Source organism: Chryseobacterium sp. S0630 (genome assembly GCF_024158915.1).
In the GTDB taxonomy this organism is placed as follows: domain Bacteria; phylum Bacteroidota; class Bacteroidia; order Flavobacteriales; family Weeksellaceae; genus Chryseobacterium.
In genome coordinates, this window is record NZ_JAMZGF010000021.1 from 1 (window position 1) to 23,057 (window position 23,057).

Annotated in this window: 22 protein-coding genes and 1 pseudogene; 11 read left to right on the plus strand and 12 right to left on the minus strand. The window is 35.9% G+C overall.

Going from position 1 to position 23,057, the window contains the following annotated elements; translation table 11 throughout:
- Positions 1-462 precede the first annotated feature (462 nt).
- The 11 genes from NK356_RS11230 to NK356_RS11280 all read right to left on the minus strand — a co-directional run bounded on the left by NK356_RS11230 (position 463) and on the right by NK356_RS11280 (position 10,822).
- Positions 463-663 (minus strand): hypothetical protein, encoded by a 201-nt coding sequence (locus tag NK356_RS11230; RefSeq protein ID WP_034695219.1) that lies wholly within the window; start codon positions 661-663, stop codon positions 463-465.
- Between the two features lie 5 nt (positions 664-668).
- Positions 669-1,271 carry a MarC family protein gene (locus NK356_RS11235; RefSeq protein WP_034695216.1) on the minus strand — a complete coding sequence of 201 codons (603 nt, stop codon included), beginning with the start codon at positions 1,269-1,271 and terminating at the stop codon, positions 669-671.
- A gap of 44 nt (positions 1,272-1,315) precedes the next feature.
- Positions 1,316-3,055, minus strand: coding sequence for a BatD family protein (locus NK356_RS11240; RefSeq protein WP_253316994.1), 1,740 nt, complete (start codon positions 3,053-3,055; stop codon positions 1,316-1,318).
- Positions 3,055-3,798: a tetratricopeptide repeat protein gene (locus NK356_RS11245; protein WP_051934307.1), complete on the minus strand. Its 744-nt coding sequence runs from the start codon at positions 3,796-3,798 to the stop codon at positions 3,055-3,057. Before NK356_RS11245 ends, NK356_RS11240 begins: the two co-directional genes overlap by 1 nt.
- Positions 3,799-3,897: 99 nt before the next feature.
- The gene (locus tag NK356_RS11250) at positions 3,898-4,905 is read right to left on the minus strand and encodes a VWA domain-containing protein (RefSeq protein WP_034695212.1); all 1,008 of its coding nucleotides are present in this window, start codon (positions 4,903-4,905) and stop codon (positions 3,898-3,900) included.
- Positions 4,905-5,897 (minus strand): VWA domain-containing protein, encoded by a 993-nt coding sequence (locus NK356_RS11255; RefSeq protein ID WP_034695211.1) that lies wholly within the window; start codon positions 5,895-5,897, stop codon positions 4,905-4,907. The genes NK356_RS11250 and NK356_RS11255 overlap by 1 nt, the downstream gene beginning before the upstream one ends.
- A complete protein-coding gene (locus NK356_RS11260) occupies positions 5,890-6,786 on the minus strand; it encodes a BatD family protein (RefSeq protein ID WP_062674406.1) in 897 nt (298 codons plus the stop codon). Before NK356_RS11260 ends, NK356_RS11255 begins: the two co-directional genes overlap by 8 nt.
- A 61-nt stretch (positions 6,787-6,847) precedes the next feature.
- Positions 6,848-7,711 (minus strand): DUF58 domain-containing protein, encoded by an 864-nt coding sequence (locus NK356_RS11265; RefSeq protein WP_076597442.1) that lies wholly within the window; start codon positions 7,709-7,711, stop codon positions 6,848-6,850.
- 62 nt (positions 7,712-7,773) lie between these two features.
- Positions 7,774-8,232: a GNAT family N-acetyltransferase gene (locus NK356_RS11270; RefSeq protein ID WP_253316995.1), complete on the minus strand. Its 459-nt coding sequence runs from the start codon at positions 8,230-8,232 to the stop codon at positions 7,774-7,776.
- Positions 8,232-9,236 (minus strand): MoxR family ATPase, encoded by a 1,005-nt coding sequence (locus tag NK356_RS11275; RefSeq protein ID WP_034695238.1) that lies wholly within the window; start codon positions 9,234-9,236, stop codon positions 8,232-8,234. Before NK356_RS11275 ends, NK356_RS11270 begins: the two co-directional genes overlap by 1 nt.
- A gap of 278 nt (positions 9,237-9,514) precedes the next feature.
- Positions 9,515-10,822, minus strand: a complete 1,308-nt coding sequence (locus tag NK356_RS11280) for a hypothetical protein (protein WP_253316996.1) — start codon at positions 10,820-10,822, stop codon at positions 9,515-9,517.
- A 237-nt stretch (positions 10,823-11,059) separates the two neighbouring features.
- Here NK356_RS11280 and NK356_RS11285 point away from each other — a divergent pair, with 237 nt between their 5' ends.
- The 10 genes and pseudogenes from NK356_RS11285 (at position 11,060) to NK356_RS11330 (ending at position 21,155) form a co-directional block, all read left to right on the plus strand.
- The gene (locus tag NK356_RS11285) at positions 11,060-12,394 is read left to right on the plus strand and encodes a peptide-N-glycosidase F-related protein (protein WP_253316997.1); all 1,335 of its coding nucleotides are present in this window, start codon (positions 11,060-11,062) and stop codon (positions 12,392-12,394) included.
- A gap of 247 nt (positions 12,395-12,641) precedes the next feature.
- Complete coding sequence (locus tag NK356_RS11290) at positions 12,642-13,112, plus strand: DinB family protein (protein ID WP_034695206.1); 471 nt, start codon at positions 12,642-12,644, stop codon at positions 13,110-13,112.
- A gap of 52 nt (positions 13,113-13,164) precedes the next feature.
- Positions 13,165-13,557 carry a four helix bundle protein gene (locus tag NK356_RS11295; RefSeq protein ID WP_034695205.1) on the plus strand — a complete coding sequence of 131 codons (393 nt, stop codon included), beginning with the start codon at positions 13,165-13,167 and terminating at the stop codon, positions 13,555-13,557.
- 70 nt (positions 13,558-13,627) lie between these two features.
- On the plus strand, positions 13,628-14,377 hold the full coding sequence (gene rlmB, locus NK356_RS11300; RefSeq protein ID WP_034695204.1) for a 23S rRNA (guanosine(2251)-2'-O)-methyltransferase RlmB: 750 nt from the start codon (positions 13,628-13,630) through the stop codon (positions 14,375-14,377).
- Positions 14,378-14,512: 135 nt separating this feature from the next.
- Positions 14,513-15,499: pseudogene (locus NK356_RS11305) on the plus strand (serine hydrolase domain-containing protein).
- 14 nt (positions 15,500-15,513) lie between these two features.
- Positions 15,514-16,563, plus strand: a complete 1,050-nt coding sequence (locus tag NK356_RS11310; RefSeq protein ID WP_253316998.1) for a DUF6263 family protein — start codon at positions 15,514-15,516, stop codon at positions 16,561-16,563.
- A 62-nt stretch (positions 16,564-16,625) separates the two neighbouring features.
- Positions 16,626-16,856: a hypothetical protein gene (locus tag NK356_RS11315; protein WP_253316999.1), complete on the plus strand. Its 231-nt coding sequence runs from the start codon at positions 16,626-16,628 to the stop codon at positions 16,854-16,856.
- A gap of 31 nt (positions 16,857-16,887) precedes the next feature.
- Positions 16,888-19,428, plus strand: coding sequence for a YfhO family protein (locus NK356_RS11320; RefSeq protein WP_034695200.1), 2,541 nt, complete (start codon positions 16,888-16,890; stop codon positions 19,426-19,428).
- A 194-nt stretch (positions 19,429-19,622) separates the two neighbouring features.
- Complete coding sequence (locus tag NK356_RS24265; protein ID WP_367399303.1) at positions 19,623-19,805, plus strand: hypothetical protein; 183 nt, start codon at positions 19,623-19,625, stop codon at positions 19,803-19,805.
- A gap of 57 nt (positions 19,806-19,862) precedes the next feature.
- Positions 19,863-21,155 (plus strand): glycosyl transferase family 1, encoded by a 1,293-nt coding sequence (locus NK356_RS11330; protein WP_253317000.1) that lies wholly within the window; start codon positions 19,863-19,865, stop codon positions 21,153-21,155.
- 97 nt (positions 21,156-21,252) lie between these two features.
- Here NK356_RS11330 and NK356_RS11335 read toward each other — a convergent pair whose 3' ends face one another.
- Positions 21,253-21,894 carry a hypothetical protein gene (locus tag NK356_RS11335; RefSeq protein WP_253317001.1) on the minus strand — a complete coding sequence of 214 codons (642 nt, stop codon included), beginning with the start codon at positions 21,892-21,894 and terminating at the stop codon, positions 21,253-21,255.
- A 131-nt stretch (positions 21,895-22,025) separates the two neighbouring features.
- On the opposite strand from NK356_RS11335, the gene NK356_RS11340 reads away from it, so the two are divergent.
- Entirely contained in the window at positions 22,026-22,991 is a 966-nt protein-coding gene (locus NK356_RS11340; RefSeq protein WP_034695196.1) for a YpdA family putative bacillithiol disulfide reductase, read from the plus strand.
- Positions 22,992-23,057: the final 66 nt, after the last annotated feature.

Sequence of the window (23,057 nt, forward strand, 5' to 3'; positions counted from 1 at the left end):
CGGACTTTGCGTAATAATATAGGTTTTGGCTAAAGCCAATGGAATATATTTCCTTTGTTTGAACGGGCTAAAGCCCGTTCCTATTGAATTAATCAGATCAATTATTTATGTAATATAGGGATTGATACTGTTAGATTTGCCCACAGATTGCTCAGATGTTTGTATATATTTTCTTTGCTGAGTGGCAACGCCTTTGCGAACGATTTTAAAGCCATTCATCGTCCTTCTGCGGACTTTGCGTAATAATATAGGTTTTGGCTAAAGCCAATGGAATATATTTCCTTTGTTTGAACGGGCTAAAGCCCGCTCCTATTGAATAGGAAAAACAGATATGCATATTTCAGTAAATCTATTTCCTAATCCCTATTCCCTGCTACCTTTTATCTAAAACCTCCAACCTATTACCAAATAAAAAACCTCCTTCAAAAAGAAAGAGGCTATATCTATATTGAAATATTCAATTTATTTCTTTATACCGATTCTGCTCCAGGTATCCATTACAAAAAGCAGGATAAGACCTATTGCAGCAGCACCAGCTGAGAATGCAAACCTAATGTTATCTTCATCTCCAAGGATATCTGTCGCTTGCCAGTTGATAGCATAAAGATTGATGGTGATGAATACAATAAACAGTACTAAAAATACTTTATAAAACTTCTTCATGACTCTTAAAAATTAATATAATTTTGCACCAACTGGGCAAAATTTGCGGTGAATAATTTAATTGAAATTGCCAAAAGGATAATTCCGAAAACTTTCTGAAGGATCATCAAAGTAGCATCCCCAATTTTCTTCTCCAGCCATTTCGCTGATTTCAGCACCAAATATACGAAAATTGTATTAAGAATAATTCCGAAGATAATATTAATATCATGAAATTCAGCTCTAAGAGAGAGTGCAGTGGTTAACGTTCCAGCTCCTGCAACCAGCGGAAATGCGATGGGTACAATGGATGCAGCCTTTGCTTCAGTGGTTTTATTAATTTCAATTCCTAAAATCATTTCCAGTGCTATGACAAAAATCACAAAAGCTCCTGCAATAGCAAAGGAATTTACATCCACTCCAATAAGCTTAAGAATCTTATTTCCTACGAACAGGAAAACAATCATAATAGCTCCGGCAGTAATGGCAGCCTTTCCAGCTTCAATCTGTCCAAACTTCTGCTGAAGGCTTACGATAATAGGAACTGAGCCGATGATATCGATCACGGCAAAAAGAACCATAAAGCTGGTAACAATCTCTTTAAAAGAAAAACCATCAAAAATTTCCATCTCTTTGTAATTAAAAATTTCGCAAAAATATGAAAATTAACTGATTATTTGCTAATTTGTGAATATAAATTAACAATAATTTTCAAAAGTTCTTCAAGAGCTTCAGCAGATTTCACAGGATTGTATTTTTCCATCTGAACTTTCTGCTGCAGTTTGCTGTATTCTTCTGCAACCGAAGAACCTTTGTGCTTTTCAAGAAAAGTCTTAAACTCCGGAGTAGAGCTCTGAAAATACTGCCCTCTTACTTCTTCATCCAATTCTTCCAGAGTTATAAAGAACTTTTCATACTCTCCGTTATCTTTAAGATTTTCCAGATATCCGAAATAATCATTGATATCCGTTTTCATCGATTCTCTGATCTCTTTTTCTGTTTCGGCCACTGAACCTAAAGGTTTTGACGGTACAGTTTCCCTAACTAATGTACGTTTTTTTTGCCAATTTTTAAATAGCAGATATCCAACAAATAAGCTGATCAGAATAGCTATATTGGTCAAAAGAATATTCCAGTGGAATTTACTTTTTTCTTTTACTTTGAATGAAGTGGTTTTTAATACCGGAGTATTTACCGTCTCCAGAAGATTATTGGTGTATTCGTTTACCTTTTCTACGGTAGAACGTGCCTCCAGAATCTGATCGTGAGAAAATGCATTCAGATCCAGTGTTTTCTGTCCAAGATCTACATATTCTTTACTTGCAGGGTCAAAGAAAGCGAATTGTTCTGTTTTAATTGAAATAGCACCTGATTTTTTAGGAATAATCACATAATTAGCCAGGATTTCTCCTTTCATTCCTGAAGTTCCCGGAGCTACTTTAGAGGTAATTTTCGGGGCAAAAACTTCATAATCCGGAGAGGCAGCAATTTTAGGAAGTTCCATATCCGGTAAGTTACCTTCACCTGAAACTTTTACTACCACATTCAGAGGTTTTTTCGCTTCCGGTTTTTCCTTGGAAGCATTATATACGTTGACATTAAAATTTCCAACAGCATTTTTAAAACATTCGGGAGCTCCTTCAGGAAGCTTTCTTACGTTTATTTTAACTTTATTGGAAACAATTTTTGTTTTATTAGAATAGGTATTTACTGAAGCGGATACACCTGGAACTTCCACATATCCTGCTTCATTAGGAAATACCATAAACATAGCCAGAACCTGTGAAGGCATATTTCCATATCCGGAAGGATCTATCTCAGACTTATCAAAATTGATAGGATGTACGTTGATATTATCCTGTTGCGGAAGATGGATATTTTTCACCTTTCTCAGGTTATCCATATTTCTTGAATATACTCTCAGAACGGCTATCGTAGGCTGATCCTGATATACATCCCGATCATCAATTTCCATATTCAGATAAACATCATTGGAAGTATTCGCAGCCAAAGCTCTTCTGTCTACAATATAACGGATATTGACATCAAAAGGTTCTGTTTTATAGATTCTGTTGTTTACGGTAACGAGAACGGAACCGATTTTTATTTTCCCTTTTTTCTTAGGCTCAAGGGCAATTCTGGAAACTTTCTGGGTAATTAAAGTATTGGTAGCCGGATCAATCACGGTATTGGTAACAGATCCGCTTCCTATGATATTAAATTTTGAAAGATCCGGAAGCTGAAAACCTGTTTGCTGCACAAGATCACTTCCGTTAAGTTCAAGAACAATGGTCAGATTGATAATATCCTTACCTGCATATTCGGTTTTATCTGCATCCATAGACAGATTTACCTGTCCGTAAGTAATTACGGATGCAAGAGTAAGCAATATGTAAATCAATTTGTGCTGCATCACCAATCTTTCTCGTTGCTTTCAGGCATCGAATAAGAATTTTTGTTTAAAATTCTTCTGGCGGTTTCTTTTTCTTTTTCGTTTATTTTATCTAAGATCGCATTTTCAAGATTCTTAGGCATTCTGCCTTCATTATTTTGATCCTGCTTAGGATTGTCGCCCTGGTCACCTTTACCTTGGTTTTGAGGACCGCTACCCTGATCCTGTTTTTTGTCTTTGTCGCCTTTTTGATCATCTCCTTTGTTCTGATCATTTCCGCCGCCACCTTTTCCTGAGTTATTCTGTTCGTTTTTTTGCTGTTGTTTTTCTTTCTCTTTCAGTTTGGCAATCTCATAATTTTTTCTGGTTACCTCACTGTGGGGATCCTGCTTCAAAGCTTTCTTATAATAGTCAGCGGCTTTTTCCGGCTGATTCATCTGCATATAAGCATTCCCTAAATTATGAAGAGCCGCCATTTTATCGGGAAGGGTTTGTGAAAGTTTTTCTGCTTTTTCAAACTCTGCTTTTGCCTCTTCGTATTTTTTACTTTTATACAATGCATTCCCCATATTGTAGTGAGCGGTAAAATCTTTATCATTGGATTTTATCGCTTCCATGTATTTTGAGGAGGCTCCATCATAATCTTTACCGTCAAATTTCTGATTGCCTTCATACACTAAATTCCTATAGCTTTCCTGCCCAAACATGAAGCCTGAGAATGAAATGGCAACAATAAACGATAAAAATATAATTTTAGTATTCATCACTTGCAAAATTATTCCTTTATATGTTAAGAAACAGAGTTTTATTTGTTAAAATTCGGTTAAAGTACTTGTAGAATTTCTTCTATAAATAAAGGAATTCTACACATTAAAGTCTTTTTTTGGATTAAAAATATAAATTAAAAAGAAAAACAGAAGAGATACCGCAAGAAAATATTGATAATAATGATTGGCATTCTGCGATTTCACCATCGTTTCAGCACCTGCCGATTTTTTATTGACAGCATCTACAATTCTGTCCGGAGCTTCATTGATATTATTTCCGTCAATATAAGTTCCGTCTGTAGATTCCGCCATTTTCTTTAATGCTTCTGTCTGTCTTTTAGAAATCACTGTACCTCCATTGGCATCGGTTTTATATCCCATCAACTGTCCGAACACGTATTCCGGAACAGGAGCACCTTCATCTGTTCCTACACCTACAGAAGTAATGCTTATTCCTTCTTTATTAGCTAATCTGATGGCAGCGTTATCATTTCCTTCGTTATCCTCACCGTCACTCAATAGAATTACTTTTCTGGATCCTTTGCTTACATTTTTAAATTTTTCAGCAGCAGCCTGCATTCCTTTCAGAAAATCTGTTCCCTGAATCTGCATAGAACTGGTTTCAATACCGCTGATATAAGTTTCTGCAGAATTATAATCTGTTGTCAGAGGCATAATAGACATTGCATTCCCCGCAAAAATCACAATACCTACCTTATCATTATTCATTTTCTTCATGGTAGCCAGCATCAGATTTTTGGCTTCCGTCAAACGGCTTGGTTCTATATCCTCAGCATTCATAGAATTGGATACATCCAGCATAAAGATTACATTGTTCAGTTTCTGGGTACTTTTCACTTCTTCTGAACCGTTCAAAAGGTCAATGATAGAGAATATCAGAAACAATGTTCCCAATAAGTATAATGCAGGAAAAAACTTTGTAAATCCTGATCTTTTTTCAAATAAATTCTCATGAAACTGGCTAGCGGCAAAAATTTCTCTTTTTTTATTTCTCCATTGTAAAAAACGGATCAAAAAGATAGCTAACAGCGGCAGAAGCAACAGTAAAAATAAATACCAATAATTTCCTAAAGACCAACTCATCAGCTTAAAATTTTATAAAACACCCATCTCAACAATGCATCCAACACCAACATAGCAAGCGCAATCCAAAGGAATATTTTGAAATACTCTTCATAATTGTACAGCTTGGAAACCTTCACATCAGATTTTTCCAGTTGGTTGATCTCATTGTACACTTCTTCCAGACTACTGTTTGAGGTAGCTCTGAAATATTTACCTCCCGTAGTTTGGGCTATTTCTCTCAAGGTATTTTCATCAATGGTAACCTCTGTTTCGGTAAAGATAAGCTCTCCAAAAATGTCCTGCGATGTAGGCATCAGCGCATAACCATTGGTCCCGATTCCTATTGAATATACCTTTATATTATTATTTTTTGCCAGTTCAGCAGCAAGCTGTGGAGGAATAGCATTCTGAATATTGCTTACTCCATCCGTCATCAGGATGACCACTTTACTTTTGGCTTTGCTTTTAATCAAATGATTCACTGCTACAGAAAGGCCTTCCCCGATCGCTGTTCCAGGTTCAAGACCTGCAGAATTCAGATTTTTAATTTCATCAATAACAACCTGATGATCTGAGGTTACCGGAACTTTAGTAAAAGCTTCCGCAGCATATGCTACCACTCCTATCCGGTCATTCGGGCGTTTCTGAACAAATTTTACCGCAATATCTTTCAGGGCGGTAATTCGGTCCGGGCTAAGATCCTTCGCCAGCATACTTAGAGAAACATCGATAGACAACATGATATCCACTCCTTTTGTATCATCTCTGTCCTGAGAAATAGTAAACGTTCTCGGCCTTGCCATCGCAATAATCAACGCGGAAAGAATGATATATTTTGATATTTTCAGCAAAAAAAGCACACCCTGAATACTCCCGCTGTGATCCATATTTTTTATGGTAGGAACTTTTATACCTTTTCTTTTGTTTCTTCCAATATCTTTAATTAAAAGTGGAATAAACAAAAGAAAAAGCAGCAAAAACCATGGGCTGTAAAACTCAAAATTAAACATCCTTTCTTAAGTTTTCGAATTCTAAATCTTTGGATGATCTTTTCACAAAATCCCTGATATTGGCAAAATCTCTTTCCATTGTTTCCTGATCCGGGAATGTTTTGGCAAATTTCACCAGGTCTCCCCTAAGGAATACATCTTCTATTATTTTTTCGTTGTCCTGCGAGATTGTATTATTTTTTTTCATGACATCGATAAGATCATCAGTAAGAAGTACATCTGCCGGAAGGCGATATTGTTTTGTAATGAAGGTTCTGGAAATATCAATCAGTTCCACATAAAACGAACGGAAGTTTCCTCCTTCAATATATTTTTTCTTTTTAAGAGAATCAAGTTCTTTTAATGTCTGATTGGTAGCCACTACTGGAGAACTCTTTGATTTTCTTCCCCATTTTACAAACATAATAATGGCAATAACCAGTGCAATACCAGCCAACGCTGCAAGAATATAAAACTTGTAAAGCTCCCAATAATCTTTGGGTTCAAGTTTCACCTGCTTATTATTCATAATGTCATTGATCTGATCTGCTTTTTGAGCTGTATTAATGACATCTATTTCATAAGGAATTGTTTTAAGAATTTTATCTCCTACTTTGAACTCCAGTTCAGGAATGGTAAATTTTCCCTCTTCAAAAACAGCAAATTCTATCTTTCTTTCATAGGTGTTAGCTGTTTGTCCGATACTGTCTTTGGTTTCTTCAAAATGAAAAGGCAAGAGCTCATTCTTAGCTGCTGAAGTAACCTGCTGCTCATTAAGGTTATCAATCTTTATGGTAAGATGATTGATTTCTCCCAGAGCGAGGGTTTTCTTTTCTACGTTAGAGGATAATATCTGTGAAAAAGCATTTGCACAGATCAGAAAAGATAATATTAAAAGTATTTTTCTCAATGTTAAAATAATAAAGGCAAAACGCCTTATGTTTTTTTTTAGTTACGAGCTCAGCCCGATGTTATTTTTTCTGAAAGTAATTATACAATAATTTTGAATAATCTGAGCCGGTATTGATATTCATAAAACTGGCAGAGCTATTGGCAAAATCTTCTTCCAAAGCTCTCAGTTTTTGTTTTTGAGCTTCCGCGAAGGTATATCGCCACCTTGCACTGGATGTATTGGCCCAAATTTCCTTTCCGGTTTCCACATCAAGTAAACGGGCATAGCCTACATCAGGAATTTCATTGTCTTTTTCATCATAAATCCTCATTCCCAACAGCTGGTGTTTCTTTGAAGCCACTCTCAGCATTTTGGAATCATAGGCATCTTCAAAATCTGAAAACAAAAATACCAGAGATTTCCTTTTAAAAATCCCCATCATATATTCCATTGCCTTATCTATTTTAGATTCTGCCGGAACATAATCTGCAGTGAGAATATTGCTGATAATCGAAAGAATATGTTTTCTTCCTTTTTGGGGAGGAATGACTTTATATACTTTATCAGCGAACAAGATCAATCCTACTTTATCATTATTGCCGGCGGCTGAAAATCCCAAGCTGGCAGCAATTTCGGCTACATATTCTCTTTTCAGCTGAACTTTTGTTCCATAATCCATAGAAGCAGAAATATCAACAAGAATCATCATCGTCAGTTCCCTTTCTTCTTCCATTACTTTTACAAATGGCTCACGGAAACGTGCAGTTTTATTCCAGTCGATTCTTCTGATCTCATCTCCAAACTGATAGGGGCGAACTTCCGAGAAAGTCATCCCCTGCCCTTTAAAAGCGCTGTGATATTGCCCCATTAAAGCAGCCTCCGTCTTTTTACGGGTACGGATTTCAATCTGCTTTACTTTTTTTACAATATCTTTTATCTGCATAGACGAGTTCAATGTTTAAAATTCAAAGTTTAATGTTCGAGTTTCGGGATCCGGGTTTGGGGTTAATCTTTAAACTCAATGGATACGTTCGACCACTCATTATCGAACTTTGTATCGTATTTTTTATAAAAATTGATGGCTGGTTCATTCCAGTTCAATACCTGGAATACCATTCCACTGTAATTATTGCTTTTACCATATTCCAGTGTTGCATCAAATAATTTCTTTCCAATCTGCTTTCCTCTCAATCTTTCTGTTACAACAAGATCTTCAAGATAAAGCCTTCTTCCTTTCCATGTTGAATATCTGTCGTAATACAGGGATATTCCAACTATTTCTCCTTCATATTCTGCTACGAAAGCTCCCCATATAGGAGAAGTTCCAAAACCATCCTGAATAAAATCATCCAAAGTCACTGTTACTTCATGCAGTGCTTTTTCATATTCCGCCAGTTCTTTAATTAAATCAAGCATGAAAGAACAATCTTCCAGAACAGCTTTTCTTATGATTACATCACTCATTATGGTGCCTGGATTTTTGCTAAAATTCTATTGATAATTTCCTCAGTTGTGATCTCTTCTGCTTCTGCTTCAAAGGTTAAGCCCATTCTGTGTCTCAATACATCTTTTGCCAATGCTTTTACATCTTCCGGAATGACAAATGCTCTTCCTTTTAAGAATGCATAAGCTCTTGAAGCAATAGCAAGGTTAATGGACGCTCTTGGAGAAGCTCCGAAGCTGATATAATTTTTAAGCTCGGAAAGTCCGTAGTTTTCAGGATAACGTGTTGCAAACACCATATCCAGGATATATTTTTCAATTTTCTCGTCGAGATAAATCTGATTGATCAGTTCTTTTGCATCTACAATATCCTGAAGGGAGATGACAGGTTTTACCGTTGGTTGATGCGAAGTTGAAACCATTCTCATCACCTGTCTTTCATCCTCAAAAGCAGGATAATCTATGGTACATTTCAGCATGAAACGGTCGCTCTGTGCTTCAGGCAGCAAGTAAGTTCCTTCCTGATCAATTGGGTTTTGTGTTGCCAATACCAGGAACGGCTTTGGAAGCTTCATGGTTTCATCACCAATCGTCACCTGTTTTTCCTGCATAACTTCCAGAAGCGCTGATTGCACTTTTGCTGGTGCACGGTTGATCTCATCCGCCAGAACAAAGTTCGCAAATACGGGTCCTTTTTTTATAGAGAAATCATTGTCTTTGATATTATAAATCATAGTTCCCACGACGTCTGCAGGAAGCAAATCCGGTGTAAACTGAATCCTTGAGAAATCTCCATGAACAGCATCTGCCAGTGTTTTTATCGCTAAGGTTTTAGCCAGCCCGGGTACTCCTTCAAGAAGAACGTGTCCATTTCCTAAAAGCCCTACCAAAAGACGGTCTACCATGTATTCCTGTCCAATAATAACTTTGTTGATTTCCTGTCTCAGAAGAGAAAATAAGTAGTTTTTTTCTTTTACTTTTTCCGTCAATTGGCGGATATCTTCAGCTTGATATATCTCTGACATAGCTTGATTTAAAATAAGTGGTAAATTTCTGATAAATACTTGCATTAATCAACATAATAAATGCCATTTTTGAGTTAAAGTTTGTTAAAAATCCGGGATTGACAAGATATTTAAAGCTATAACGCTGAATTTCTTATGTATAAACAAATTCAAAAATTCAAATTACAGCAAGCCATATCTCTATTTTCACCACCATTCACAAAAAATGTCACAAAATCACTTTTGCAACATTTCAATTTAACATCTTAATTTTTAATCGAAAACTTGATTATTTATTTTTAAAGCTTAGTTATTGTAATAGTAAATATATTTTCAGGAGCATCAGTAGTATCTTCATAAGCTCCGACATTTATAAAATATTCTGTTCCGGATACTGTGCTAATGGTAAGCGTTTCCGCAGCACCTCCGCCACCATTGTCTACAGTTCCTGTACATGACAAATTACTACAGCTGCCACTATATACACCTATCTGCGGATCATAACTACTGCCAGAAGGCATTGTCGCTTTAATAGTATACTGACTTCCATCACCGGTAAACTTAAACCAGGTACCATCATTCATTCCTGTGTCTCCGTTACTTGTACATACACTTATATTTCCGGCATTATTAGTGGTAGATACCGCATCATTCTGAGTATAACTGTAAGGAAATACCGAAACCTGTAATGCTCCTGTACATGCATCATTGACAGGTATTGGAGGTACGGTTTTAAAAATAATTTCTGAACATCCTGAGGATTCTGTATTTCCTGAAACTGATGTCACTTTCAAATAGTAAGTGGTTCCGGGAGCAAGAGCCGCAGAGGGTGAAAAACTATTTCCGGACACTGTTTGCTGATTAATAATATCAGTACTTCCGGAACTTGTTCCCAATGAAACTTTATAGGAGGTAGCACCAGAAACCGGAAGCCAGTTGAAATTAGGCAACAAAGAGACATTCTGAGCATTATTTACCGGATAAACAACAAAAGGACATGCAGGAGCTGCACTTGGTGTAAGACCGGAAATTGTAACTGACGATTTATAATCCGCTCTAATGCCTCCAGGAGGAGATGCAATATCCACTACTGCACGGTCTCCTTTATAATACAGGGTAGAATATGGGATATGTGGATACACATGAAAAGCTTCATCAAAATTATTAATATCCATATTCGGAGAGTTCTCTTTTGCCGCAACAACCAGATTATCAGCATTATTATACGCAAACGGTGTAGTAAAAACAATTTCAACCTTATTATTATTTTTGGTAACAGCTCCTGTAAATACCTGCGTCAACTGTGCAGCAGGAATCCAGTCTGTACCGGAAGAAAAAGCAGTTTTTGAAGTATGACCAAGGTATACCGTCCAGTTTGAAGATTCAGTAATTACGGAGGAAGGATCCACATAAAATGTGAGACCTGTAATATTACCTGCCGTGTTGGCATTTAATTCCTGTTTAGGATATATCTGCTGTACATAAGAATAGGAAAAAAAACTACTTATAGGAGCTACACCAATACTTGGACTTCCAATATTGATATTGATTTGAGCATTTAATCCTGTAACAATAAAAAATAAAGCTAAAAGTAAAATTCTTTTCATTATTAATAACATTAATCTGGAATATCTTGCTAATTTAACAATAAATACTTTGATTATAGTAATAAAAAAAAACATTTGATAACAGTATTCAATACTAAGAAAAGAATTAGACAAAAACACACTCTACAATCAAAACAATACACATTTAATAACAAAACACGCCAAAATAACAAAAACAAAAGAAATTAAAAGTAATTTTGATACACATTTCATATATTTACACTAAACATCAATTCCATGTATAAAAAGCTATTCTTTTTCAGTTTTCTCATTACCCATCTCATTTTCGCCCAAACGACAATGACTAATATAATTTCAGATGCAGTGTACTACGATGGCTATGCTGCTATGGTATCCAACCCTGTTCCTGCCGGTTTGACCCGACTTACTAATGCCAGGTATACAAGAAAACTCACTGATGCAGAATTAGATGCTTTTAAAGCCAAAATTGCGATGCGTGTAACCATTGCCCCTTTGTGTGATAATTATGACCGCCTTGGAGAAGTCTTTTTGACCATGGTTCCTAAAAATCAGTCTACTTATACCATTAATGACCCTAATGTCAAAAGAATAGAAGTTGGCAGATACATTACTCCTTTCATGAATAAAAACAGAACTCCTTCTGAAGTTCCTTACACCTATAATGTCAGCAATTTGTACAATATATTTCATGATACAGCATTGCGTAGCATGTATGACCTCTATATGGAACTGGATGTTTTTGGGGTTCCTTACGCAGCACAAACCCAGGTTGCAGGCTGTGCAAACAGAATTGATGTTTTTTCGGGAACTCTTACCTTTTTCTCAACGGATACAGGAGCCACTCCTACCGACAGCAACACTATCATACCCATATTAAGTTATAGCACCCTTAATAACTATAACAACACTGATGTTACCGGAGAAACTGTTAGAATTGTTACTTTTAATCTACCAAACCCTGTTACCGATGCCCGTTTCTTTGTAATTTCTACTCCTCATGGTGCCAACAGTGGTGGTGAAGAATATATCAGAAGACAAAACTATACTTATATAGATGATGTACAGGTACTCACCTATACTCCGGGAGGTATTTCATGTGAACCGTACCGTGTATACAACACTCAAGGAAACGGAATCTATGGAGCCACCCCTAAAACTTTTGCAGACTGGACTTCATGGAATAACTGGTGTCCCGGAAATTCTGTTCCTATCAGAGAATTTACATTACCTAACTTAACGGCAGGTAACCATACTTTGAAACATACAATTCCAACAGCAGTTTTCAACCAACAGCAGGGATATGTTATGTTATCAGTTTATATGCAGGGGAAAAGCAATACCACTTTGAATATAAAAGAGATCAAAACAGTAGATGTAAATATCTACCCCAACCCTACTGCTGACTTGGTGAACATAAAATCAAAAGTAGATGTCAGCTCAATAAGCCTTTTCAATATAGAAGGAAGAAAACTTTCTGAAACTTATAAAGAAAACAGCATAGATCTTTCTCCATACACCACAGGAGTTTACTTTTTACATATTGTTTTAAAAGACGGAACCACCTTCAAACACAAAATCATAAAGAAATAACTACAAGTAAACGTTTTAAACAGAATAATAAAACCCTCTCTGAAACTTTCCTCAGGAGGGTTTTTATATTAACCATCATACACAACTCAATATAAAAGCATTCCGATTTCGATAAAAATCTGTCAAAAAATAACCTTAATTCACTCTTTTTTTCAATAGTTAAAAAATTTTAACTTTAATCCTCTACGCAAAAAAATTGTCATTTCCAGTTTATTAAACTATTTTTGGTGATTAAAAATTTTGCAAAATGAATTATCATTTTCAAGCACACAGACAAGTAAGAAAGAACCTTTTAGATATCCTTCAGAATACATCTCATGAAGATTTGATTCTGATTCCGGATGGTTTCAACAACAATATTTACTGGAATATTGCACATACCGTTGCTACACAGCAACTATTGCACTATTACCTGAGCGGAAATCCGTTCCGTATCGACAAATATTGGATTGAAACTTACAAGAAAGGAACTTTACCCAACTTAGATGTTCAGAAATCTGAAGTGGAAGATTTAGAATTTTTGCTTACAGAAACTTCAAAGATTTTAATGAAGGATTATGACAGTGATTTCTTCTCAGATTACACTCCTTACACCACAAGTTTCGGAATGGATCTGAAAAGCATCCAGGATGCCATTATCTTTAACAATATGCACGAAAGTCTTCACTACGGATATGTGATGGCACAGAAAAGAGCAATTTTAGGAGAGAAGTACTAGATTCAAGGTTTAAGGTTCAAGGTTCAAGGTTTAAGGTTCAAAGTTTAAGGTTATGGGGACAATTAATAGATTTGAGGATTTAGAGATATGGAAGTTATCCCGACATCTTTGTAATGAAATCTATGACATCATAGCATCTACCAACCTAAAGAATAACTTTAAACTCTGTAATCAAATTGATGGATCTTCAGGCTCAGTAATGGATAATATTGCTGAAGGATTTGAAAGAAACGGGAATAGAGAATTTATACAATTTCTTTCTATTGCGAAAGCTTCCTGTGGAGAAACCAGATCACAATTGTATAGGGTTTTTGACAGAAGTTTTATTTCGCAGGAAAAATTTGAAACATTAATTGAGCAGAGTGAAACGTTAAGTAAAAAGATCAGCTCTTTTATAAAATATTTAAATACAACAGATTTAAAAGGAACAAAGTACAAACCTTAAATTCAAAACTTTAAACTTTGAACTTTAAACAATGAACATTGAACCTTAAACATAAAATTTTAACAACTCAATGAAAGACGATTTTATTTTCGGGCTGCGTCCCGTGATTGAAGCAATTGAAGCGGGAAAAACGATTGACAAGATCTTTGTGCAAAATGCACTTCAGGGTCCTATTTATGCTGAATTAAAAGCCATTTTAGCGAAAAATAAAATCCGTCCCAACTATGTTCCGGTTGAAAAACTGAACCGTTTTACAAGAAAAAACCACCAGGGTGTGGTAGCTTTTATTTCGGATGTACCGTTTCATAAAGTGGAGGATATTGTTCCACAATTATTTGAACAGGGAAAAACACCTTTTCTTTTGATTCTGGACAGACTTACTGATGTAAGAAACTTTGGAGCCATCTGCAGAACAGCAGAATGTGTAGGTGTTGATGCTATAATCATTCCAGAAAAGGGTGCAGCTCCTATTAACTCTGATGCGATAAAAACTTCTGCAGGTGCTATTTACAATATTAAAATATGTAAGGAAAATAACCTGGCTCATGCAGTAGATTTCCTACAGCAAAGCGGAATTTCCGTATATGCAGCCAGTGAAAAAGCTCAGAAATTAATCTATGATGTTAATATGACTGAGCCATGTGCTATCGTGATGGGAAATGAAGAAACCGGAATTTCTAAAGAAGTATTGCATCATGCTGATGAAAAAATAAAACTTCCTATTGAAGGAAAAACTCAATCCCTGAATGTTTCTGTAGCATGTGGAGCGATTTTGTATGAAGCGGTAAGACAGAAAATGTCCGTGATACCAAATCCTTAAACCATGAAAATACAATCACTTTTACCATTATTTTTTGTCCCGTTAGCTTTTAATGCGCAGACAAAAAAAATAGCAACAGACAACCGTCTTACGACTGATCTTGATAAGATGGTTCAGAAAGAAGCTCTCGCCTATATGCAGAATCCCGCCCGTGTAGGAATTTCAATAGGCGTTTTTAAAGATGGTAAAAGTTATTTCTATAATTATGGTACAACGGAGATAGGAAAATCAGAACTTCCAACCTCCCAAAGTTTATACGAGATTGCATCCATCACCAAAACCTTTACCGGAACACTTCTGGCTCATGCTTTAGTAGACGGCAAAATTAAAATGGATGATGATATCCGGAAATATATTGGAAATTATCCTAATCTTGAATTTGAAAAGCACCCGATAACGATCGGTAATCTAACCAATCATTCATCAGGATTGCCACAGTTTCTGCCGGATCAGTCTGAAACATTCAAAAAACCAATGGACTCTGTTGCTATGGCACTGTCTGATTTTTATAAAAACTATTCAAAGAAAAACTTTTATGAAGATCTTCATCAGGCCAAAGTGGATTTTGTACCCGGAACAGAGTATAAGTATTCCAATGTAGGAACACAGATTGCCGGAGATGTCCTTGAAAAAGTATATCATAAAAGCTATGAAAACCTGCTTTCAGAGCATATTACAAAGCCACTGAAAATGAATCATACCATTATTGGTACGAATTCTGCACAGCTATTGACTCGTTATAACGAAAAAGGAAAGGTAATGCCCTGAAACTTCACCACAATCTTTGCTCCTGCAGGAGGTATTTTGTCCACTACGGAGGATCTGGTGAAATACATGCAGTATCATCTGGATGAGAATAATAAATATGTGAAAGCATCCCATACTCCTTTTGTAAAAAGTGAAGGAGATGCTATTGGATTATATTGGAGATTGCACACCTATGAAGATGGTACCCAAACCGTTTATCATACAGGAGGTACATTTGGTTTTTCAAGTGTGCTCCAGATTTATCCATCAAAAAAAATGGGAGTGGTAGTACTTTCCAATGAATCTGATGGAGAATCTCAGGGGAAGCTGCACGACATCGCAGATAATTTATTAAGAAATAGTAGTAAAAAATAAAGTTAAAAAATCAAATGAAGAACATTGCAGCGCTTGCGCTTATATCATCAATAGCCCTTGTATCTTGTAAAAAAGAAACAGCAAAAATAACGAAAGTAGATCCTAAAACCGGAAAGACAGTAACTGTAGAAGTTCCTGCTGATTCTGTAGCGAAAGTTGCAGAAAACCCGGCTATCAAAGATTCTGCGGGCGTGATTACACAGACTTTTAAACTTGAAAAAGGAAAAACATATCCTCTTACCACTTATCAGAGAGATGTAAAAACAATGACAGATCCTCAGGGGAAATCTATCACTGCGACAAGTGAGTCTACAGATGAAATGAATTTTGTAGTAGATGACATTAAAGGAAATGTATATGAAATGACTCTTAACCTTGTAGCAAAGAGAAATTCTCAGTCTGCACAGGGAAAAACGGTAGTGGTAGACACCAAGCTTCCTCTTCCTAAAGAAGATGATCTTAAAATGATCTGGAACGTAAACAAAGCACTTACCGGAAACAAACTTCAGATGAAGATGGATACAAAAGGGAATGTGATTTCTATTACAGGATTTGATGCTGTTTACACAAAAGTAGGTAATGCAGTAGGTACGCTTATCAAAGATGCCAATGAAAAAGCAAGCGTAGTAGCAAGTCTTAAACAATCATTCAATGAAAAAGTACTGAAAGATCAGTTCCACAAAAATCTGATGATTATTCCTAAAAAAGGAGTAAAAATGGGAGAAAAGTGGTCAACTTCTGAAAATGCTGACCCAAGCGGAAGCGTAAAAGTAACATCTAATTATGTACTGAAAAGCCTAGGGAACGGAGCAGCAGAAATTGCAGTAACGGGAGGTATTCCTAAGAAAACCGAGAAGAAAGCTCAGGGACCTATCACACACAGCCTGAGCAGTGAACTGGTTCAGAACGGAACCATTAAGTTTGACGAAAGCACAGGATGGATTACCAACCAGAATATCAACGTAAAAACAACTCAGATAGAAACCATTTCAGATGGAAAACAATCTCAGTCTATGAAAAGCGTTTCCAATTCTTCGGTAATGGTAAACCCATCTGCTAAATAACTGAAGTAAACATTCAGGGTTTACAATATACTTTAAACCCTGAACTTTAAATTTTTTAAATTATGAAGTACATTCTTGAGTTAGTACTCTCTGCCATTATTATTTTCTTTGTCTGGAATATTCTGAAAAGAATTTTCTTTAAGACATTTTACAGCTATCGTTTCAATAATGATAACCAGAATAACAGACAGCAGGACCTACACAACTCGAATAAGAATAACCAACAAAACCTTAAGTGGGATGCAGAAACTGTAGACTACGAAGAGGTGAAAGAGAGTAAGGACAAAAGGTAAAAATTCCAAGAAATAAAAGATAATAACCAGCATGGCAAAAAATAAAAACTTAATTTATATTGCAGCTTCATTAGTAGTATTTATAGTTTTAGCATTTTTATATTCCACTCCTGTATTTTCAGGAAAACAGCTTTTCCAGCACGATATTGTGCAGTACAGAGGAGGAGCAAAAGAACTGCTCGACTATAGAGCCAATACCGGAAATGAAACCTATTGGAGTGACTCCATGTTTGGAGGAATGCCGACTTATCAGATGGGAAGCCAGTTCAAAGGTGACATCATCAAAAAAATCGACAGCAATCTGAATTTCCTGCCAAGGCCGGTTAATTATCTCTTCCTGCTATTTGCAGGTTTTTTCCTTTTGGGAATGGTAGTGGTCAGAAACTGGAAATATGCTCTTCTGGGAGCTACTTTCTTCGGGCTTTCAACCTATTTTTATATTATTATTGCAGCCGGGCATAACGGTAAAGTAAACACTATTGAATATTTTGCTCCGTTGCTGGCCGGTATTTTACTGGTGTATATCAGAAAACAATACATCTGGGGGTTCATTGTCACTACCCTTTTTATGGGGCTTCAAATTGCTGCCAACCACCCACAGATGACGTATTATCTGTTCATTGCGTTAGGATTCTTATTCCTTTCTGAGCTGATCAGAGCTATCCAGAAAAAGACACCGATGAAGCATTTCCTTATTTCATCAGGAATCATTGCGGCATCATGCATTATCGGAGTTGGAATGAATTCACAAAGAATCATGGCTAATTCTGAATACGTAAAAGAAACGGTTCGTGGAAAGCAGATTTTAAATAACGACAGCCATACTTCAGGAAAATCCGGAATGGACAAAGAGAGTATGCTAATGTGGAGCTACGGGCAACTGGAAACTTTAAACCTTTTTATTCCAAGATTAATGGGTGGAGGAAGCCAGGAACCTGAAGGAAAAGAAATCATGAACAGAGTTCAGGAACTTGTTCAGGAAAATGTAGGCTCACAGGCTGAAATGGATAGAATTTCCAAAGGTTTCAGCGGAGTTACTTACTGGGGTGATCAACCGGGAACATCAGGACCTGCCTATCAGGGAGCTATTGTATGTTTCCTTGCCTTATTAGGATTCTTTTTTGCTTCAAAAAAATACCGTTACTGGATTTTGGGAGCTTCTATCCTGACCATTTTACTGGCTTGGGGAAGTAACTTTATGCCATTATCCGATTTCTTTATCGATTATGTACCGTTCTATAATAAATTCAGAGCTCCTTCTTCAATCTTAGTTGTAGTAGAGTTATTATTCCCGTTAATTGCTATTCTGGGATTATACAGATTCTTTACAGATGAAAAACTGACTGAAGAATACAAACAAAAGATCCTTATGTATGTAGGAGGTGGAACGTTAGGATTTTTATTGATTCTTTTAATCTTTGGAAAATCATTGCTAGGTTTTGCTACAGAAAGCGAAAAAACCTACTTCCCTCCTTTCCTACTTGATTATCTGGTAGATGAAAGATATAAACTATTCAGAATAGACGCTATAAAAGCATTTATTTATGTAGCGATTACTGCTGCTGCGTTATTCTTAACTTTAAAGAAAAAGCTGAACCAAAATATTGCTTTGGTAGTGATCGGAGTTGTAAGTTTATTCGACCTTTGGACTGTAAACAAGCGTTATCTGAATGACGAAAACTATGTAGATAAAATCTTTGCTGAAAATCCTTTCCAGACAGAAAGTTCAGACCTGTTGGCTGAAAAAGTGCAGGGAAATCCAAATCTGGAATCTATTTTATCCAATGTCAACATCAACAAAACATTGGAAACTATCGCTGAAAAAGATAAAACACACTACAGAATTTACAACCAGACATTGGGAGTTACCAGCGAAACCAATACATCTTATTTTAAGGCTTCCATCGGTGGTTATCACGCTGTAAAATTAAGAAGATATGACGATGTATTGAATGAATATATCAATAGTATTGACAGTGTAAAAACACCGAATGTATTAAACTTACTGAATGCAAAATACATGGTTTTCGGAGGTCCTGAGCAGCCCCAGGTTGTTCCTAATCCTAAAGCCAATGGAAATGCATGGTTTGTAAGTGATTTAAAATTTGTAGATACTCCTAATCAGGAAATTAAAGCTATCGGATCTATCGACAATAAGAAAACAGCTGTCATTGCTTCATCTGACAAATCCTATTTTGATAACAAACCTGTTCAGGCAGATTCTACAGCATTTATCACTCTTACAAAATACCAGCCTAACGAACTTGAGTTTAAATCTCAGTCGAAAACACCTCAATTGGCTGTATTCTCTGAAGTATATTATCCTCACGGATGGAAAGTACTGGTAGACGAGAAAGAAGTTTCGTACATCAAAGCAGATTACTTACTTCGTGCAGTACATGTTCCGGCAGGAAATCACCATATCAGAATGGTTTTTGAACCTGAAGTGATTGAAAAAGGAAAATGGGTTTCCCTTCTTTCATTCGGATTATTTATCCTGTTGGCTGCATTTGGAATTTTCTGGATGAACAAGAACAAGAAAAAAGAAATTGTAGCTGAACAAAAAGCTTAAACAATATAATATTGCGCAATGTCATTCTGAATGAAGCATAGCGTAATGAAGAATCTCAAAACCAAATATGAAAACGTTAGGTACTCATAATGACTATGTTTATATACTGACTAATAAAATTAAAACAGTATTATATACAGGAGTTACCAACGATTTTAAAGAATAGATTATATTGGCATAAAAATCCAGAAGCTATTGAAAAAAGCTTCACCTCAAGATATAAATGCTTTTATTTAATATATTTTGAACATTTTAATGAGATTGAGACAGCAATAACAAAGGAAAAGCAAATAAAAGGCTGGACCAGACAAAAGAAAGAAAACTTAATTAAAGAATTCAATCCAGATTGGAAATTTCTCAATGAAGAAATAGAATGAAATTCTTCTCTGCGCTCCGCTTCGTTCAGAATGACAAATACCCATTTAACTTTAAAAATGGAACAAAAGAAAATATTGATTATCACCTATTACTGGCCTCCTGCGGGAGGTCCTGGTGTTCAAAGATGGCTGAAGTTTGCAAAATATCTGCCTGATTTTGGTTGGAAACCGATCATCTATACTCCGGAAAATCCAAACTATCCATTGCTGGACGAAACATTGATGAAAGATGTTCCGGAAAACATCGAGATGGTAAGAACCAAAATTTGGGAACCTTATCAGCTGGCTGAAAAGCTTAATAAAAGCAATAAAAAGTTCAAGGCAGGACAATTTGATGTAGGCAAAAACCAAAGCTGGAAATCCAAACTTTCAATTTGGGTAAGAGGTAATTTTTTCATTCCTGATGCCAGAGTTTTTTGGGTAAAACCTTCTGTTACATTTCTGGAAAAATACCTGAAAGAAAATAAAATAGATACCATCGTTACTTCCGGTCCACCTCACTCACTTCATCTGATTGGTTTGGGACTGAAAAGCAAAATGCCAGATTTGAAATGGATTGCCGATTTCCGTGATCCATGGACAGAGATTTCCTATTACAAACACCTGAAATTAACTAAAAGTTCGGATAAAAAGCATCGTCAATTGGAAAGTTCTGTATTTAAAAATGCAGATATCACACTGGCTACAAGCTATACTGATGCTGAAAATTTCAGGAAAGCAGGAGCTAATGCAGTTTGTATTACGAATGGGTTTGATGAAAGTGATTCAGGCAAAAAAGTGGAAGGACAAAAGAGTGAAAACAAATTCACCTTAAGTTATATCGGAGTTTTGGAACAGCTTAGAAATCCTGAAAATCTATGGAAAGCGCTTGATGAACTGATTAAGGAAAACACTGAATTTGCAGCTGATTTTAAGCTGAAATTTGTAGGAAGAATAGATGATAAAATCCTTCAGACTATAGAAAATTCAAGTCTGAAAAATCATATCCTGAACCTTGGGTATCTGGCTCATGGGAAAGCTGTAGAAGAAATGCAAAACTCAGATATTCTTCTTATCACTAATTTCCCGAATGATTCTTCAAAAGGTATCATCCCCGGAAAAATATTTGAATATCTTGCTTCAGGCAAACAGATCCTGTCATTCGGTCCGGACAAAGCGGATGTCGCAAAAATTCTGGAAGAAACACAAGCAGGAAAACATTTCAGCTATCAGGATACTGAAACCATTAAAATGTTTATTCTTGAAAAATTTGAACTTTGGAAAAATGGTAGCCTTCTCGAAAACACTCAACATATAGAACAGTTTACAAGAAAAAATCTTACTCAGCAACTGACTGAAGTTTTGAAATAAGAAGAGAAAGGAAGTTAGAGGCTGAAAGCTGGAAGTTTATTCCATTTCCCAACTTCTAACTTCTAACTTCTAACTTCTAACTTCTAACTTCTAACTTCTATATCGTCCATTGGTCATTCACAACAGCAATCAGGTAATATTTACCCTGAAATTCTTCAAATACAAAACGAACTGTTTTCCAATCCATTTCGCCATATTTTTCGGTTCCTTTGATATAATTTTCGGTGAAATCATGTTTAGGATAAATCTCTTGTAAATTATTAAGGGAATTACCTCCTCCGATGAATTTATTCAGTGAATATTGTGATGTTGTAAAATCTTTAGAAAACACCCATTTACCAAGATAATCATTGATCGTTGCTTTATAAGGATCACCTGAACCATCCTGTGCTCCCCAGGTAAACAAAGTTTTGGTGGGCTGATATTTTTCAAAATCTGCTTTAGAAAAATGTTTGTCTTCCTTCAAATTAACAAAAGCATACATTGAAAACCTGATTCCTTTTTCCGGATGAATCAAGGATGCAAAAGCTGTATAATCTTTAGCTTTCAGTGCTTTCAAAACCTCATCATTAGTCTGCTTTACAACAGCTTCTTTCTCAGCATTATTCTGAACAGTGCCTGCGGTGTCTGTTTTTGCTTGTGCAACAGAATCAATCTCGCTAGGAACAGGTTTCCCTACTTCTTTCTTACAGGCAACAACAATACTCATAGCGAAAACCGCAATCAATAATTTTTTCATATTTTACATTTTGAAATTGATAAAAAACACCAAAACTGATGCCAAGCAGTAAATGATGTAAAGAGATAAAGACTATAAGAGTTGATAGGTTTAGGCTTCTCATTTTAAAAATTACATCGTACATTTGTTAGATGGAAATGTTGGATATTCTGATTATCGGGGCCGGACCAATCGGTTTGAACTGTGCCCTTGAAGCTCAAAAAAACAATCTTAGTCATCTAATTATAGAAAAAGGAACTATTGTCAACTCACTATACAATTACCCTTTATATATGCGTTTCTTCTCTACTGCAGAAAAACTGGAAATTGACGAAGTGCCATTTATTTCTACTGCTCCAAAGCCTGGAAGACAGGAAGCTCTGGAATACTATCAGGGCATTGCAAGACAAAAAAATCTGAATATCAATCTTTATGAAAGGGTTTTGAATGTTTTGAAAAAGGATGAAATATTTGAGATCAAAACTACCAAAGCAATCTATCAGGCCAAAAATGTAGTTATTGCTACCGGATTTTATGATATTCCTAATCTTATGAATATCCCAGGAGAAAATCTTCCGAAGGTCAAACATTATTATACCGAACCTTATCCTTATGCAAAACAGAAAATTGTGGTAGTAGGATCAAGTAACTCTGCTGTAGATGCAGCCCTGGAAACTTACAGAAAAGGAGCTGAAGTGACGATGATTATTCGTCATTCTGAGGTTTCAAAAAGTGTAAAATATTGGGTAAAGCCAGATATAGAAAACAGAATTGCTGAAGGAAGTATTAAAGCTCATTTTAATGCAGAAATGATCGAAATTAAAGAAAATTCTGTTGTTTTTAAAGATGAGAAAGGAGAAACTCATGAAATTGACAATGATTTCGTGTTGGCCATGACCGGCTATCTTCCGGATTTCGATTTCCTGAGAAATTCAGGGATTGAGCTTCATGGAGATTGCCTGAATCCTTTTTACCAGCCTGAAACCATGGAAACCAATATTTCTAATCTCTATCTTGCAGGAGTAGTTTGCGGAGGAAAAGACACCCACCTCTGGTTCATTGAAAATTCCAGGGTTCATGCGAATATGATCATCAATTCGATTATTTCAAAATTTTAATCGTAAACGACTAAGATATATTAAAAAGGGTTCGGGCAATTTCTACGAAATTGCCCGAACCCTTTT